The 13,689-nt window shown below is 71.0% G+C and carries 10 protein-coding genes and 2 pseudogenes; 5 read left to right on the top strand and 7 right to left on the bottom strand.

Annotated elements, in window-relative coordinates:
• Positions 1-72 precede the first annotated feature (72 nt).
• Positions 73-1,088 (top strand): annotated as a pseudogene (locus QUE51_RS14535) (LLM class flavin-dependent oxidoreductase).
• A gap of 144 nt (positions 1,089-1,232) precedes the next feature.
• On the top strand, positions 1,233-2,057 hold the full coding sequence (locus QUE51_RS14540; protein ID WP_286277064.1) for a CPBP family intramembrane glutamic endopeptidase: 825 nt from the start codon (positions 1,233-1,235) through the stop codon (positions 2,055-2,057).
• Positions 2,058-2,087: 30 nt separating this feature from the next.
• Here the strand turns inward: QUE51_RS14540 and QUE51_RS14545 are convergent, their stop codons facing one another.
• Entirely contained in the window at positions 2,088-3,437 is a 1,350-nt protein-coding gene (locus QUE51_RS14545; protein ID WP_286277065.1) for an SIR2 family NAD-dependent protein deacylase, read from the bottom strand.
• On the bottom strand, positions 3,416-3,670 hold the full coding sequence (locus tag QUE51_RS14550; protein ID WP_286277066.1) for a hypothetical protein: 255 nt from the start codon (positions 3,668-3,670) through the stop codon (positions 3,416-3,418). Before QUE51_RS14550 ends, QUE51_RS14545 begins: the two co-directional genes overlap by 22 nt.
• A 422-nt stretch (positions 3,671-4,092) precedes the next feature.
• On the opposite strand from QUE51_RS14550, the gene QUE51_RS14555 reads away from it, so the two are divergent.
• Both QUE51_RS14555 and QUE51_RS14560 read left to right on the top strand, forming a co-directional pair.
• Positions 4,093-5,538 carry an HNH endonuclease signature motif containing protein gene (locus QUE51_RS14555; RefSeq protein ID WP_286277067.1) on the top strand — a complete coding sequence of 482 codons (1,446 nt, stop codon included), beginning with the start codon at positions 4,093-4,095 and terminating at the stop codon, positions 5,536-5,538.
• A 293-nt stretch (positions 5,539-5,831) separates the two neighbouring features.
• Positions 5,832-6,808, top strand: a pseudogene (locus QUE51_RS14560) (aldo/keto reductase).
• A gap of 20 nt (positions 6,809-6,828) precedes the next feature.
• Here the strand turns inward: QUE51_RS14560 and QUE51_RS14565 are convergent.
• From QUE51_RS14565 to QUE51_RS14580, 4 genes are all read right to left on the bottom strand, one after another.
• Positions 6,829-7,833: a hypothetical protein gene (locus QUE51_RS14565; protein WP_286277068.1), complete on the bottom strand. Its 1,005-nt coding sequence runs from the start codon at positions 7,831-7,833 to the stop codon at positions 6,829-6,831.
• Positions 7,834-7,847: 14 nt separating this feature from the next.
• Complete coding sequence (locus tag QUE51_RS14570) at positions 7,848-8,837, bottom strand: hypothetical protein (protein ID WP_286277070.1); 990 nt, start codon at positions 8,835-8,837, stop codon at positions 7,848-7,850.
• Between the two features lie 30 nt (positions 8,838-8,867).
• Positions 8,868-9,866 carry a hypothetical protein gene (locus QUE51_RS14575; protein WP_286277072.1) on the bottom strand — a complete coding sequence of 333 codons (999 nt, stop codon included), beginning with the start codon at positions 9,864-9,866 and terminating at the stop codon, positions 8,868-8,870.
• 340 nt (positions 9,867-10,206) lie between these two features.
• Complete coding sequence (locus QUE51_RS14580) at positions 10,207-10,911, bottom strand: hypothetical protein (RefSeq protein WP_286277074.1); 705 nt, start codon at positions 10,909-10,911, stop codon at positions 10,207-10,209.
• Positions 10,912-11,159: 248 nt separating this feature from the next.
• On the opposite strand from QUE51_RS14580, the gene QUE51_RS14585 reads away from it, so the two are divergent.
• Positions 11,160-12,458 (top strand): GAF domain-containing protein, encoded by a 1,299-nt coding sequence (locus tag QUE51_RS14585; RefSeq protein ID WP_286277076.1) that lies wholly within the window; start codon positions 11,160-11,162, stop codon positions 12,456-12,458.
• Here QUE51_RS14585 and QUE51_RS14590 read toward each other — a convergent pair.
• The gene (locus QUE51_RS14590; protein ID WP_286277077.1) at positions 12,425-13,681 is read right to left on the bottom strand and encodes an FAD-binding protein; all 1,257 of its coding nucleotides are present in this window, start codon (positions 13,679-13,681) and stop codon (positions 12,425-12,427) included. The genes QUE51_RS14585 and QUE51_RS14590 overlap by 34 nt on opposite strands.
• Positions 13,682-13,689 lie beyond the last annotated feature (8 nt).

The raw sequence follows: 13,689 nt of genomic DNA on the forward strand, positions 1-13,689 counted from the left end.
GCCAGGCGTCGTCCATCCGGACCGGTCCGGGCTCGCCGGAATAGCGGGCGGCTCGGCGGCGCTGACTCGAGCATGACCAAGCGCATCGGGTTCCTCTCCTTCGGCCACTGGCAGCCGGTCCGCGGCTCCCAGGTCCGCACGGGGGCGGACGCACTGCTGCAGACCATCGAGCTCGCGGTCGCGGCCGAGGAGGTCGGCGTCGACGGGGCCTACGTCCGCGTGCACCACTTCGCCCCGCAGCTCGCCTCCCCGTTCCCGCTCCTCGCCGCGATGGGGGCCCGTACCCGGACGATTGAGCTCGGCACCGCCGTCATCGACATGCGGTACGAGAACCCCTCTACATGGCCGAGGATGCGGCCGCCGCGGACCTGATCAGCGGCGGGCGGCTGCAGCTCGGGATCAGCCGGGGCTCACCCGAGACGGCCCTGCGCGGCAGTGAGTCCTTCGGCTACGTGCCGGAGGAGGGGGCGACGGACGCCGACATGGCCCGCGATCACGCCGCCGTCTTCCGCGCCGCGATCGCCGGCGCCGGCGTCGCGCAGGCGAACCCGCAGATGACGGCGGCCAACGGGCTCCTCGCCATCCAGCCGCAGTCGCCCGGCCTCTCGGACCGCATCTGGTGGGGTGCGGGGACGCGCGCCACCGCGGTCTGGACCGCCGAGCAGGGCATGAACCTCATGAGCTCGACCCTGCTCACCGAGGACACCGGCGTTCCGTTCGACGAGCTCCAGGCGGAGCAGATCACGATGTTCCGGGATGCCTGGGCAAAGGCCGGCTGGGAGCGTGAGCCCCGGGTGTCGGTGAGCCGCAGCATCCTGCCGCTCATCGACGACGAGACGCGTCGCTACTTCGGCCTGCGCGCGCAGGCGGACGCGCACGACCAGGTGGGCCACCTCGACGGCGGGCTCGCCCGCTTCGGCCGCAGCTTCATCGGCTCGCCGGACCAGATCGTCGCCGAGCTGTCGAAGGATGCGGCCGTGCGCGATGCGGATACGGTGCTCGTCACGGTGCCGAACCAGCTCGGCGTGGACTTCAACGCCCGCATCCTCGAGTCGATCGCGAAGGACATCGCCCCAGCCCTCGGCTGATCAGGGCCGGAAGCGAGACACCCCGGCAACTCGATGATTGAGGAGCGGCGAGGCCGCGTCTCGAAATCAGGGCCCAGTCATTCGGGGTCAACCCGGGCCGCGCCGCGCGTCCCTCTCCCGGACCCGACCTGGCAGGGTGGGAGGGTGCGGTCGGCGACGGGGGAGATCAGCAGCCCTTGGGCGGTGCTGCCCGCGCTCGGGATCGCCGCCGCTGCCGTGTTCCTGTTCGGCCTCCGCCTGGCGCTCGGTCCGGGCGTGCTCCTCCCGGGCTACGCGCTGCTCGTGGTCAGCGTCCTGGGCGCCCTGCTCATTCGGCGCGCCCTCGCGGCCGACCTGCTGCTCATCGCCCTCGGCCTCGGGATCGTCAGCAGCATCTCCGTCGAGGCGAACCTCGACTACCCGAACATGGCGCTGTTCGGCACGGTCATCACCCTGGCCGTGCTTGTGCCGTACCTGATCGACCGGTTCGTCTACAAGAACCACACCATCCGGTTCCCGTCGCCGCGCACCAAGTGGACGCTCCTCGAGAAGGCGTGGCTCGGAACCGCGGTCGTGCTGGCGTGGCTGATCCTGCCGAACTACTTCATCAACTCCGGCGCCTACCGCAACTGGCCGGCCGTCACGGCGCCGGACGAGGTCGCGCGGCTCTTCGTGGGCGTCAACGCGGTCGGCATCTGGGACGAGCTGTTCTTCATCTGCGTGGTGTTCACGCTGCTGCGGCGGCATCTGCCCGACTGGCAGGCGATCCCGCTGCAGGCGGTCATCTTCGTCTCGTTCCTGTGGGAGCTCGGCTACCGGTCGTGGGGCCCGGCGATCACCATCCCGTTCGCACTGGTGCAGGCGTTCATCTTCACGCGTACCCGCTCGCTGCCGTACGTCATCACGGTGCACCTGCTGTTCGACTTCTTCGTCTTCCTGGTGATCGTGCACGCGCATCACCCGACCTGGCTGCCGATCTTCGTCTACTAGGGAGCTGGGGCAGGTCTGGCGGCCGGGCCGTCAGTCCGCGCTGTGGCCGAGCCCCAGCTCTCGGAGCGCGCTGTCGACGTGCGTCCACGACGAGGTTTCGCGCGCGCCGTCTCGGATGCGGCGGTCCAGCTCGAGGAGATCCTGCCGCAGCGCGAGCTCGTGCTCGTCGAGCCCGTCCTCGAACCCCTCGGCGAGCAGGTAAGGGTGCCGGTCCGTCGCGAGAGCCATGACGGCGTCGAGGAAGACCTCGAGCGCCCGGGACGACGAGCCGGGGGAGGAGTCCCCGTCGATCTCGGCGCGCACGAAGCGGAACTCGTCGCGCCACAGCGTCATCTCCAGCGGATCCTCGCGCAGCGTGAGGACCGTGCCGATCTTCGCGGCGGCCGGCTGGCCCGCTGTCCTGCGGACGTCGTGCACGATCTCGTGGAAGTGGTCGTCGGCCAGCCCGAAGCCGACGAAGAGCAGGTGCCGGGTCATCATGGTCGCGGCGACCAGCGCGCTGTAGGCCGCACGCTCGGCGTGGAAGCCCAGGTAGTCGTCGCGGGTGAGCACGATACTGTCGCGCTCGGTGACCGTGCCGTGCAGCTTGAGGAGCCAGCGGGCGCCCGGAGTGCCCTCGCCGGGCAGCACATCGCGAGGGAGTCCGGCATCAGCGGCGGCGCGCTCGAAGAGCTCGTCGTAGTTGAGCGTGATCGCCTGCTCCGCCCGCAGCGAGGCGAGCAGGGCGGGCGCCAGTCCGTAGCGGCGCACGTTGACGATCTCGATGATCGCCGAGGCGAAGCCGCCGTCGGGGTCGCGGTTGACCGGATTGCGCAGGAACGCCGACCGCAGGAATGCCGCCTGATCCCGCGCATCGCGGCGGCCGAGCAGCAGGCTCTGCCGCTCGGCGTCGCTGAGCTCGACGGCGTCGGCCAGGCGCTCGATCAGGCCTGCCCAGTTGGGCGCTCCCGCCGTGACGCTGACGCCCGCGCCCATGAACGGCACCAGCCGCCCGGCCCGAGCCTCGGCGGCGAGCCGCTCGGCCTCGTTCAGGAGCCCGGGCGCGAGCGCACCCCAGGAGTCGCCCCGGGCCCGGCGGAGCTGCTGGGCCAGCGCGTAGGCGGGCTCGTCCCGGAGGACGAGGACCACGTCGACGCCCAGGCGCTCGCCCGTCTCGGTCACCTCGTCGAGCAGTGTGGTGAGCAGGGATCCCTGGGTCAGCCGCCCGCCGCCACCCCGCGACCCGAAAAACGGAAGAGCGAGGAGCGGGACGGGACGAGACCCCGCTGTGCCGAGTCCGTCGGCCCGGCGACGCAGCGCGATCTCGCTGCCCCGCTCGAGGAACGCGCGGACGGCGGGACGCAGCTCGTCGGGAGAGCTCAGCGCGTCCTCGGTCCCCACCGTGAGCAGGGGGCCGGGCGGCCGTCGCTTCCCGAGAGTTCCGCGACCAGCGAGCGGCCCGCTCGGAGATCGTCGACCTCCGAGTGGCGAAGACGCGAGGAGAGGTCGGGGAGCACGCTGCGCCACGACTCGGTCACCTGAGCGCGGGCGTCGGTGGGCAGCAGCCACGCGTCGCACGCGAGGTGCTCGATGTTCCCGCGCACCACGAAGAGATGGGACGCCGAGGTGCTCATCTTTCGATTGTGCTTCTCCCTGCGCCCTAGCGCGCCCCCGTTGACGCCGCGGCGGGGGCGCGTTCTCGGGTACGACAACGGACGCCTGGGCCCGCGTCCCGCTGATGAGCGGCGAAGCGGCCCAAGCGGCCCGATGATCTTGAGTGGAAGCGCAGCCGGGCCTCGCTACCTCCCCGCGCTGATCGAGGCGTCGGCGAGGGGCGAGGTCTCGACCCCCTGATGGAGAGTCGGACCGAGCGACCACCTCACCCCGCTGATTGAGGAGATCGCGCAGCGATCGTCTCGAAATCAGCAACGGAGCCGCGCGGCCTCCACCCCGAAATGGACGCTCCCGGCGGTGCTCCCAGGTCCGTTCCCGCCGGAACCGATGTCGGAGGGTGGTCGTATGTTGTGGGCATCGGATCGGAGAGGAGTCCCTGCTCATGTCGCTGTTGACTCCATCGACCGGCGCCCCGGACGGCGGCTCGGAGGGTGCCGAGCGGCTGACCGCGCTGCGCTACGCGGTGGATGATCTGCAGCTGAACGAGCGGGACACGAACTTCTTCACCGCGCAGCGGTACGTGATCGTGGACGAGGTCCGGCAGGCGTTCGAGAACGCCTACGGCGCCTCGCTGAGCACCGACCCGGCGGGCCTGCAGGCGCGGGCGCTGCGGGCCGAGGTCGCGGGCGCCATATCGATCCCGGAGGTCACCGCGGAGGCCCTGGTGGTGCGGGCACGGACTCTGGTGCACGAACTGCCCACCACCTTGGAGAGGTTTCGCGACGGGGCGTTCGGGGAGCGGCACGCCCGGATCCTCGCCGACGCCACCGCCGGCCTCAGCCCGGCCGAGATCGCCGAGCTGGAACGCCGGGCGCTGCCGTACGCGGAGACGCTGACCGCGGCGAAGTTCGATCGCAAGGTGAAGGTGCTGGTGCAGCTGATCCACCCGGACGAGCTGACCGAACGCCACAGGAACGCCTACGCCGAGCGCGAGGTCCGCCGAGAACCGGCCAAGGACGGCATGGCCTGGATCGGCGCCTACCTGGCGGCACCGGTCGCGTCCGGGATCGATGACTTCCTCGACAAGGCCGCCCGCTCGCTGAAGACCAAGGACGAGACCCGCACCCACGCGCAGCTGCGGGCGGACGTGTTCCGCGACGTGCTCCTCGACGACGGGGCCATCCTCCCCGCCGAGGACGGCCACACCCACGCCCGGATCCCGAACGCCCGACCCCGCGGCATCGTCCCCACCGTGCACGTGACCGTGCCGGCTCTCAACCTGCTCCCGTTCACCGCCGGCGGAGCCGCGGAGCCCGACATCGAGTCAGCGGCCGATCAGCTCGCCGCCCTCCCGGCTCTCAAGCTCGCCGGCCGCTACGGGGAACCGGCCATGCTCGCCGGTTACGGGCCCATCGACCCCGAGACCGCCGCGCAGCTCGTCGGGCAGTCGAAAGGGCTGCACCGGATCCTGACCGACCCCGACACTGGAGTCACCGTCCAATTCGGCCGCACCCGGTACCGGATCCCGGAGGAGCTGGCCCGGTATCTCCGTCAACGGGACGGGACCTGCCGGTTCGTCGGCTGCAACCGGCCCGCCGACCGGTGCGACCTCGACCATACGAAGCCATGGGAGGAAGGCGGCTGCACCGACGCCTGCAACCTCGCCTGCCTCTGCAAGGGCCACCACCGCCTGAAACACGGAACCGACTGGACCATCACCCAAGACCCGGACGGATCCGGCGAGCTGATCTGCATCTCACCCGCCGGGAAGATCTACCGCACCGAACCCGCGACCAGGATCGCCGCCCGGCCACCCGGGGCACCACCCGGGAGAGCGGTCGCGCAGACGACGTGGGCACCGGACGGTACGGAGATTCCGCCCTTCTAGGCGCTCGCCTCAGCATGGGGCCTGATTTCGAGACGCCCGCTCCGCGGGCTCCTCAATCATCGGTGGAGGGCGGTGCTCCTCCATGGGGTGATGCCGAAGCCCGCACACCGATGATTGAGGAGCGGGCGTCAGCCCGCGTCTCGAAATCAGGCCCCTAGCGGCCGACTGCGGCCGCGGTCCGGCCCGCGTCGCCGGGTGACGTACTCTGCGAAAGCGGGCGGCCGTCAATCCCTCGCCTGCCCGAAGGGCCTCCGGGCCGCCGGCAGACACAGCAGAGTAGGGCAGGCAGCGCGATGCAACAGGTTCGACTGGGGAACTCGGGACTCCGGGTGTCGAGGGTCATCCTCGGCTGCATGAGCTACGGCGACCCGAGCTCCGGTCCGCATCCTTGGTCGCTCGACTTCGAGGCGACGCGGCCATTCCTTCGTCAGGCCATCGAAGCCGGCATCATCACCTTTGACACCGCGAACGTGTACTCGGCGGGCAGCAGTGAGGATTTCCTCGGACGCCTGCTGCCCGAATACGCGCGCCGCGAGGAGATCGTCATCGCCACCAAGGTCCACGGGCGGATGGGTGACGGCCCGAACGGCTCTGGCCTGTCCCGAGGCGCGATCCTGACCCAGATCGACGCCAGCCTCCGGCGCCTGCGCACGGACTACGTGGATCTCTATCAGATCCACCGCTGGGACCCGCACGTGCCCATCGAGGAGACCATGGAGGCTCTTCACGACGTCGTCAGTGCTGGCAAGACCCGCTACATCGGCGCGTCCTCCATGGCGGCGTGGCAGTTCGCGAAGGCGCAGCAGACCGCGGAGCGGCACGGCTGGACCCGCTTCGTGTCGATGCAGCCGCAGTACAACCTGGTGATGCGCGAGGAGGAGAGGGAGATGCTGCCGCTCTGCCTCGACCAGGGTGTCGGCGTCATCCCCTGGAGTCCGCTCGCGCGGGGTCGTCTGACCCGCGACTGGGACACCGAGACGGCGCGCACCGAGACGGACGAGTTCGGCCGCACCCTGTACACGCAGGCCGAGGAGGCGGACCGCCGCGTCGCGGAGACCGTCGCGGCGATCGCGGGGAGCGGCAGGTGTCCCGCGCTCAGGTCGCGCTGGCCTGGGTGCTCGCCCAGCCCGCCGTGACTGCGCCCATCGTGGGCGCCACGAAGGCGCACCACCTCGAGGACGCGGTTGCCGCGGCCGATCTGGTCCTCACCGACGATGAGCTGAGCCGGCTCGGCGAGCACTACGTGCCGCACCGGCCCGTGGGCTACTGAGGGGCGATGAACCACCCACCTCAGCGCGTCTGCTCGACCCCTTGCGCGGCGCCCCCGTGCAGGGCGAGGTACTTCTTCGCGTTGCGGTACTGCCGAGTGAGGAGGACGACCAGGATCACGCCCGTCACCCCGCCGAAGATGAATGTGACCACATTGCTCTGCGTGAGCCCGTGCCCTCCGGCGAGGGCGAGCAGGACGAGACTCAGATAGGCGCCCCCGAAGAGGAGCGCGAGCCCGACGACGCTGACCGGCTGGAGCGCCACGAGCCGGGTGGCATACCGCACGGCCTCCGGCTCCTCGGCAGGCCTGATGCGGTCGAACTTGCCCGTGACGACCGAGTAGGGCACGCCTTGCCGGTTGCCGAAGTTCGCCGCAGTGAGCCGGCGCAGGTCCCGCCCGGACCGCCAGGTGAAGATGAGGGTGACGAGGCAGCCGAGGAAGCCGCCGATCATCAGCGCCAGGCCCGCCGCAGCCGAGAAGTCGCTGGTGGCGAACACGGAGCGGAAGAGCGCGAGGCTGACCACGAACCCCGCAACGGCCGTGCCCACCGCCAGGAAGATCCACTTGCGCCGGGTGGCCGGAGGGATGGGCGCGTCGTCCACGGTCGGGTGCTCGGCGTCCGGATGGCGGGCGCGATACCGCTTCGCCACCGCCTCCCCGACGAACAGGGCGTAGGCCAGTGCGGCGCCGCCCAGCGCGCTGGCAATCAGCGCGATCGGGATCGGACCGCTGAAGGCCGCGGTCAGTCCGATGAGGAGCACGGCTCCGACGGCGGCGAAGCTCGCGGCGAGGATCAGCGTCGTGCGGCGGGACTTGCGCCGGACCTCGGGATCCGTGTCGCCGCGGAGGCTCAACACGTAGTGGGCGACGGTGAAGTGCGGCAGCACGAGCAGCAGCGTCGGCAGCGTGCGAAGCGCGCCGAGACCGCTCTCCTTGTCGAGGTCCGTGATCGCGATCACCACGGCCCCGAGCAGCAGGATCAGGAGATCGAGGACCACCAGGCCGAGAACGTACAGCGTGCGCATCGTTGCTCCTTGCTTCAGTCGAGATGGCCGGCGGCGGCCGGAACGAGCGGGTGGGCCGCGAGGTAGCGACGGGCGTTCCGCAGCTGAAATGCCAAGGCGCCGCAAACGGCGACGCAGGTTCCGACCACGCCTACGACGCCGACCACCGCCATCACGTCGGCGGTGTCTCGGATGGGCTCCGACAGCTGTTCGGCCTCTATCCCGAGCGTGGCGGTCAGGTACGCCAAGACGATCGCCATGAGGAACGGGAACCTGACCGTGCTGATGCGGGCATAACGACGGGCGAGAGGGACCAGCTCCGGGCTCAACTCAGGACCACTTCCGCGCCCGACCGCTCGCCGGATGGCGGGCACGCGGGATGGCGCGGTGACGGCGAGCTGTCGAAGCGCCTCCGTCAGCGGCCAGGCTACGATCGCGGCCGCCACGCCGAAGGCGAGCAGCCCATATACAAGGGCGAATCGAACGGCGCTGGGCCACTCGTCGGCAAGCCGCTCGTGGAGGGAAAGACTTAGTCCGAGCATGAGCGCCGCCGTGACAAGCCCGGTGCCTACGCCCCACTCGGCGGCGTTGAGCCACCTGGACCGGATCTCGGCGCGACCCCACTTCTCAGGAGCCGCCGCCGGCGGTCGCTTCGCCTGATGCTTGCGAATCGCGAGCGCGACCATGACGTTGCCAACGCTGAGCGCCGCCGTTCCGGCCAGGAGCGAGAGGTTCTCGAGCTGTGCCACGTGCGCGGGGACAGCCACGATCACAACGGCACCGACCAGCTGAACGGCACCGATGATGACCGCCAGGCGCGTCAGTTGCGCCCGCGACTCAAGCGGCCACCACTGAACGAGAGCGCCGTGCACGATCGCTGGAATGGTCATCAGAAGAAGACCCACTGCGTGTAGCGCGAGCGGGACGGGGTCGCCGAGCACCCCGCTCGCGAAGAGGCGAGACATGCCCGCCACCAGGAGCGCGACGAACAGCACCGCGGACGCCACCATGTGGACTGCGCGCACGACGGACCCGCTCCTCTCTCGGCGGCGGAGTCAGACGGCGAGGACGTCGGCGTGCGTGGCGGCGTAGCGCTTCGCCCGCCGCCACTGGCGCAGCACCAGCGGGACCATAACGACGAAGACGACGACCAGCAGAACGCTCAGGTAGACCGAGAAGGGGCGGAGGCCGGCGCCGTCGTCACCGAGGGCACGGGGGAGCTGCTGGCAGAGGATGCCGAGGTAGAGGAACGTGAACTGCGCGATCTGGAAGGGGTAGTACGCGGTCATGATGCGCGCGTACCGGGCTGCTCGCCCCTCCTCCTCCTCGCTCAGGTCCTCCTTCTTGCCCTTGATCACCACTCGTGCGATGGTCCGGAGGTCCGAGACATATCGGCCCTTCACCTCCCGCACCTGACGAAGCAGCGGCCAGGCCACCACCATGCAGGCGAACGAGCCGGTGAGGAACGCCAGCGAGAGCGCCAGCCACACCAGCATCAGGCTGCTGTCCCGGTCCCCGGCCTCGGGCACGACCGTCTCGAGCACGAAGAGCCCGACCCCGAAGACGAGAAGGGCACCCAGGAACCACAGCGCCACCGTGCGGCTCTTGCGGCGGATGACGTCGCGATTCCAGACCGCCGACGGTGCAGGCGGACGGAGGTCGTCGCGCCGGCGCACCCAGCGCGCGAGAGCGACGTTGGCCACGGTCAGTACTGCGACGAGGGCGAGGTACAGCGCCGGCTGCCACATCGGCATCCGCTGCTCTCCCGCCACCAAGACGGCCAACACCGCGCCGACCACCTGGAGCGCGACCGTCACGACCACCATGCGGAGCAGGTAGCGGCGGCCACGACCACGCCACGGCTCGATGGGCCACCACTGCACGAACGCACCGAGGGCGACGGCGGGAAGCGTCAGCAGGATGAGCGCCGCGAGCGCCAGGTAGTAGGGCCAGCCCGCCGGTCGCGCTCCACCGGCCAAGACGATGCCCGTCACTCCGAGCAACACCAGCACGGTGAACACGAGCGACGAGAGGACGACATACAGGGCCCTCATCGGCGGGCCTTCCGAGCGCACGACATCATGGGTCCTTTCCTCATCGGGTTGAGGGTCGGGTGTTCGTAGCATAGAACGCGCTGAATGCTGGCCGCACGTCGGCTGACGGTCAACCCCTCGACGCCGATTTGTGGCGTCCAGGCCGTCTGGGAGTACCTCGCAAGAGGCGGTCAAGGCGTCCTGCCGGCGCGTCGGTGTCCCGATCCTCGGCGCGTCGCGTCCCGAGACGATCGCGGACTCAGTGCAGGCGGTCGAGCTGCTGCTCGGTCCGGAGGAGCTGTGTCAGTTCAGCGAGGGGAGCGCGGCGGCGTTCCAGCATCGCAGCGCTGCGCGGCGGAGGTCAGGGAAGGCGGATGGCCTCGTCGCGCTCGGCGAAGCGTCCCGACTCGATGCCGCGGGTGAGCGCGTCCACGACCCAGCCGCGCATGGGGCCCGGGATGCGCGGGTAGCCGAGCAGCGTGGCGGTCTCGGTGAGCAGCTCCTCCGCGCTCAGCTCGTCGACGCCTCCGAGCACGAACTCCATCGCGTTGAGGAGCTCCTCCCGGCTGATGTCGGCGAGGCGGCGGACGCTCGGGTCGCCGACCCGACGAGCGGAGCGCCAGGTGGCCGGCTTGGTGCCGGTGGGCCAGGCGAAGTCCTCGATGACCCGGAACTGCGGGGCGACGACGCGCGTCATGTGGTGGCGGCGCTGCGGGTCGAGGCGGGGGATGCCGAAGCGCTTGGCCAGCAGCGTGATCAGCCGCTGGAGCGGCATCGGGCCCTCGATGTCGAGGATTTCGCCGGCGGTGCGCACGAGGCCCGGAGCCGCCATGCGCAGGTTCCGCAGCAGCTCGGGGTCGCCGACCTGCTCGTCCGGAGCCAGACGGTACGGGCTCACGGTGATGCCGGTGCGCGACTTGGTGACCGGCGGACGGGGGACGCGGGCCCGGGCCCAGTACTGAGGACCGGTGGTGATGGCTTCGGGCTCGGGGGCGGGCTCAGCGTCCAGCTCGTCGACGGGCGGATCGGTCAGCCGGCGCACCGCGGCCACAAGAGCGGCGTCCACTGCCCGGGGGCCCGCATGCGGCTGAGAACAGCGGAGGCACGGGGGTCGGAAGGCATGCTTTGACAATAGAAGTGAGGAGGAGTACAACTCCGCTGATTCGCGCGGTGTCGCGACCGAATCGCTCGGATTTCTCTCAGTTGAACGGTTTTCGCCCCTTCCAGCCACGCCCGGCGCGCCGGAAGCCCCCGCCGGAGGGCGCGTCGTAGCGTCGAGCACCGGGCGGCGCCGCGCCCGAGGAGAGGACGCCAGTGCCGCTGTACGAAGCCCTCCGTCCCGCCACGCGCATCTGGTACGCGCTGCACCTGAAGGAAGCCGGCTCGGTCCCGCGCCCGCGCGACCTGCCCAGCTGGCGGCCCGCCGACTCGGGCTTCGACTCCGTGCTGCTGCTCGGCAACGGCCCCTGCCACGGCTGGGGCGTCGCGACGCACGCGCTCGCGCTCACCGGGCAGCTGGGTCGCGAGCTGCCGACCCGGACGCAGCGCCCGTGCGGTGTCGACTACATCGGCGACGAGACCATGAACCTCGCCGCAGCCCTGCCGTGGCTCGGGAACCGCGAACTCGGCGCGTACGACAGCATCGCGGTCGTTCTCGGGGTCAACGACGCCGTCCGGCTCACACCCGTCGCCGAGTGGACGAAGGGTCTCCGACGCCTCCTCGACACGCTCCTCGACCGCGCAGCGCCCGAGGTGCCCATCCTCCTCGCCGGCATCCAGCCTCCGAGCTCCGTCCCGATGTACCAGACGGCGCTCGGCGCTGTGGCGGACCGGCATGCGCGCCGCCTCAACGCGGCGAGCGCCTCGATCGCCGCCGACTACGACCGCGTCCGGTTCTTCCCCCTCGGTGCCGCCGACCTCACCGGCGCCCGTCCCTACGGCTCTCCGGAGGCCTACGCCGAGTGGGCGAGCATGCTCGCGGACCAGCTGGCGCCCGTGCTGAACGAGCAGCGTGTCCGGGATGGTGGCGCGGTCCGCGCCCTGCCGGACCTCTCCCCGGTGTCCGACTGGGCGGGGATCGACCAGGCGATCGAGCTCGCCGCAGAGGGCGGTTCTGCAGAGCTGCAGCGCATCGCGCGGGAGGCGAAGCGCCGGTTCGGCGTCGAGATCGCCACCGTCAGCCTCGTCGACGGCGACCGCCTCCGCTACGCGATGCCCGGCGGGCTGCCGAGCGTCGTCCCGCTCGAGCTCACGTTCTGCAAGTACGCGGTGGAGCAGCCGGACCCCCTGGTCGTGCCGGATGCCCGGCGCGACCCGCGCTTCAAGGTGAACCCGTTCCGGGAGGTCGCGTTCATCAACTTCTACGCGGGGCACCCGCTGCAGTCGCTCTCCGGCGACACGATCGGCACGTTCTGCCTCATGGGCGTCCGCCCCCGATCGGCGTCGGCCGTCGATCTCGACGCGTTCTCGGCGCTCGCGATGCAGGCCCAGGACGAGCTGCACCGGATCGAGCGCGGCGCGGCCCTGTCCGGCGAGCCGGCCGGCCAGCCCGTCGAGTCGGTCGCCGCGCCGGCGGTGGCTCAGACGGCGGAGAAGACCACGCGCTCCAGGTAGTCGTTGCGGAAGGCGCCGCGCGCGTCCAGCCGCTCGGCGAGGCGCACGAAATCGGGCAGGCGGTCGTACAGCTCGGCGATCCGGCCAGCGCTCGTCGTGAAGACCTTGCCCCAGTGGGGACGCGCGCCGAACGGCTCGAGCGCGGCCTCGAGCGCGGGCAGCAGCGCCGCGACCGCGGCCTCGTCCTGCACCCAGGTGAAGTGGAACGCCACCGAGTCCTGCTCGTAGGCGGGGCTCAGCCAGAGGTCGTCGCGCTGGATGGAGCGGATCTCGGAGGTCTGCAGGAGGGGCGCGATCCGGTCGGCGAGGCCCCGCATAGCCTCGAGCGCGGGCACGGCCGACTTGAAGGGCAGCAGGTACTCGGTCTGCAGCTCCTCACCGGCGCTCGGCGTGAACTCCATCTTGAAGTGGGGGAGCCGCGCCGACCAGGGCCCCGGCACGCCCTGCTGGACGGTCGAGTTGACCGACGGCATGCCCGGAATCGGATGCCGATCCTCGGGCGCCGGGAGCGCGCCGAACAGCTCGGCCCCGAGCTCGGGGTCGCCGGAGCGGCGCTTCACCCAGATCTGGTCGAGAACGTCGTCGCGCCAGCGGGTGAACACGCTCACGCTGTAGCCGGCGCCCATGATCTCCTCGAAGTTCGCGAGAGCCGCGTCGAGCGGCAGGCGCTCGAACACGGTCTGCGCGACCTCGTAGGTGGGCTCGATCCGCAGGTCGAGGCTCGTCACGATGCCGAGGGCGCCGAGGGCGACGACCGTTCCCGGGAACTCGGAGTCCTCGTCGCGGACGAAGCGGCGCAGCTCGCCCTCGGCGTCGACGAGCTCCACCGCCGTGACCGCGGCAGCGAGCGACCCGTTGCCCACGCCGGACCCGTGGGTCCCGGTGGCCACGGCACCCGCCACCGAGATGTGGGGGAGTGAGGCGAGGTTCGCGAGCGCCCACCCCTGGGGCTCCAGAGCGCCTGCGAGCTCGCCGTAGCGGGCGCCCGCGTTGACCGTCACGACGGAGCGGCTCTCGTCGATCTCGGCCACCGCCGGCATCGCGGCGAGCGAGACGAGGACGCCCGAGGTGTCGGCGATGTCGTTGAAGCAGTGCCGGGTGCCGAGCGCCCGGATCGCGGGCGACCGGCTGACGAGCTCCTGCAGCTCCTCGACGGTCCCGGGCGACTGCACCTCCGACGCCCGATAGGCGTAGTTGCCGGCCCAATTCGTTCCCGCGGTCACGGTGCTCC

Origin of the sequence: Naasia aerilata, assembly GCF_030296595.1 — a bacterium.
GTDB classification, from domain to species: Bacteria; Actinomycetota; Actinomycetes; order Actinomycetales; family Microbacteriaceae; genus Naasia; species Naasia aerilata.

Bases quoted from the DNA above. Each gene is read 5' to 3' on its own strand.
- QUE51_RS14550 (WP_286277066.1), bottom strand. From the start codon at position 3,670: ATGAGCACCTCGGCGTCCCATCTCTTCGTGGTGCGCGGGAACATCGAG.
- QUE51_RS14555 (WP_286277067.1), top strand. From the start codon at position 4,093: ATGTCGCTGTTGACTCCATCGACCGGCGCCCCGGACGGCGGCTCGGAG.
- QUE51_RS14565 (WP_286277068.1), bottom strand. From the start codon at position 7,833: ATGCGCACGCTGTACGTTCTCGGCCTGGTGGTCCTCGATCTCCTGATC.
- QUE51_RS14575 (WP_286277072.1), bottom strand. From the start codon at position 9,866: ATGAGGGCCCTGTATGTCGTCCTCTCGTCGCTCGTGTTCACCGTGCTG.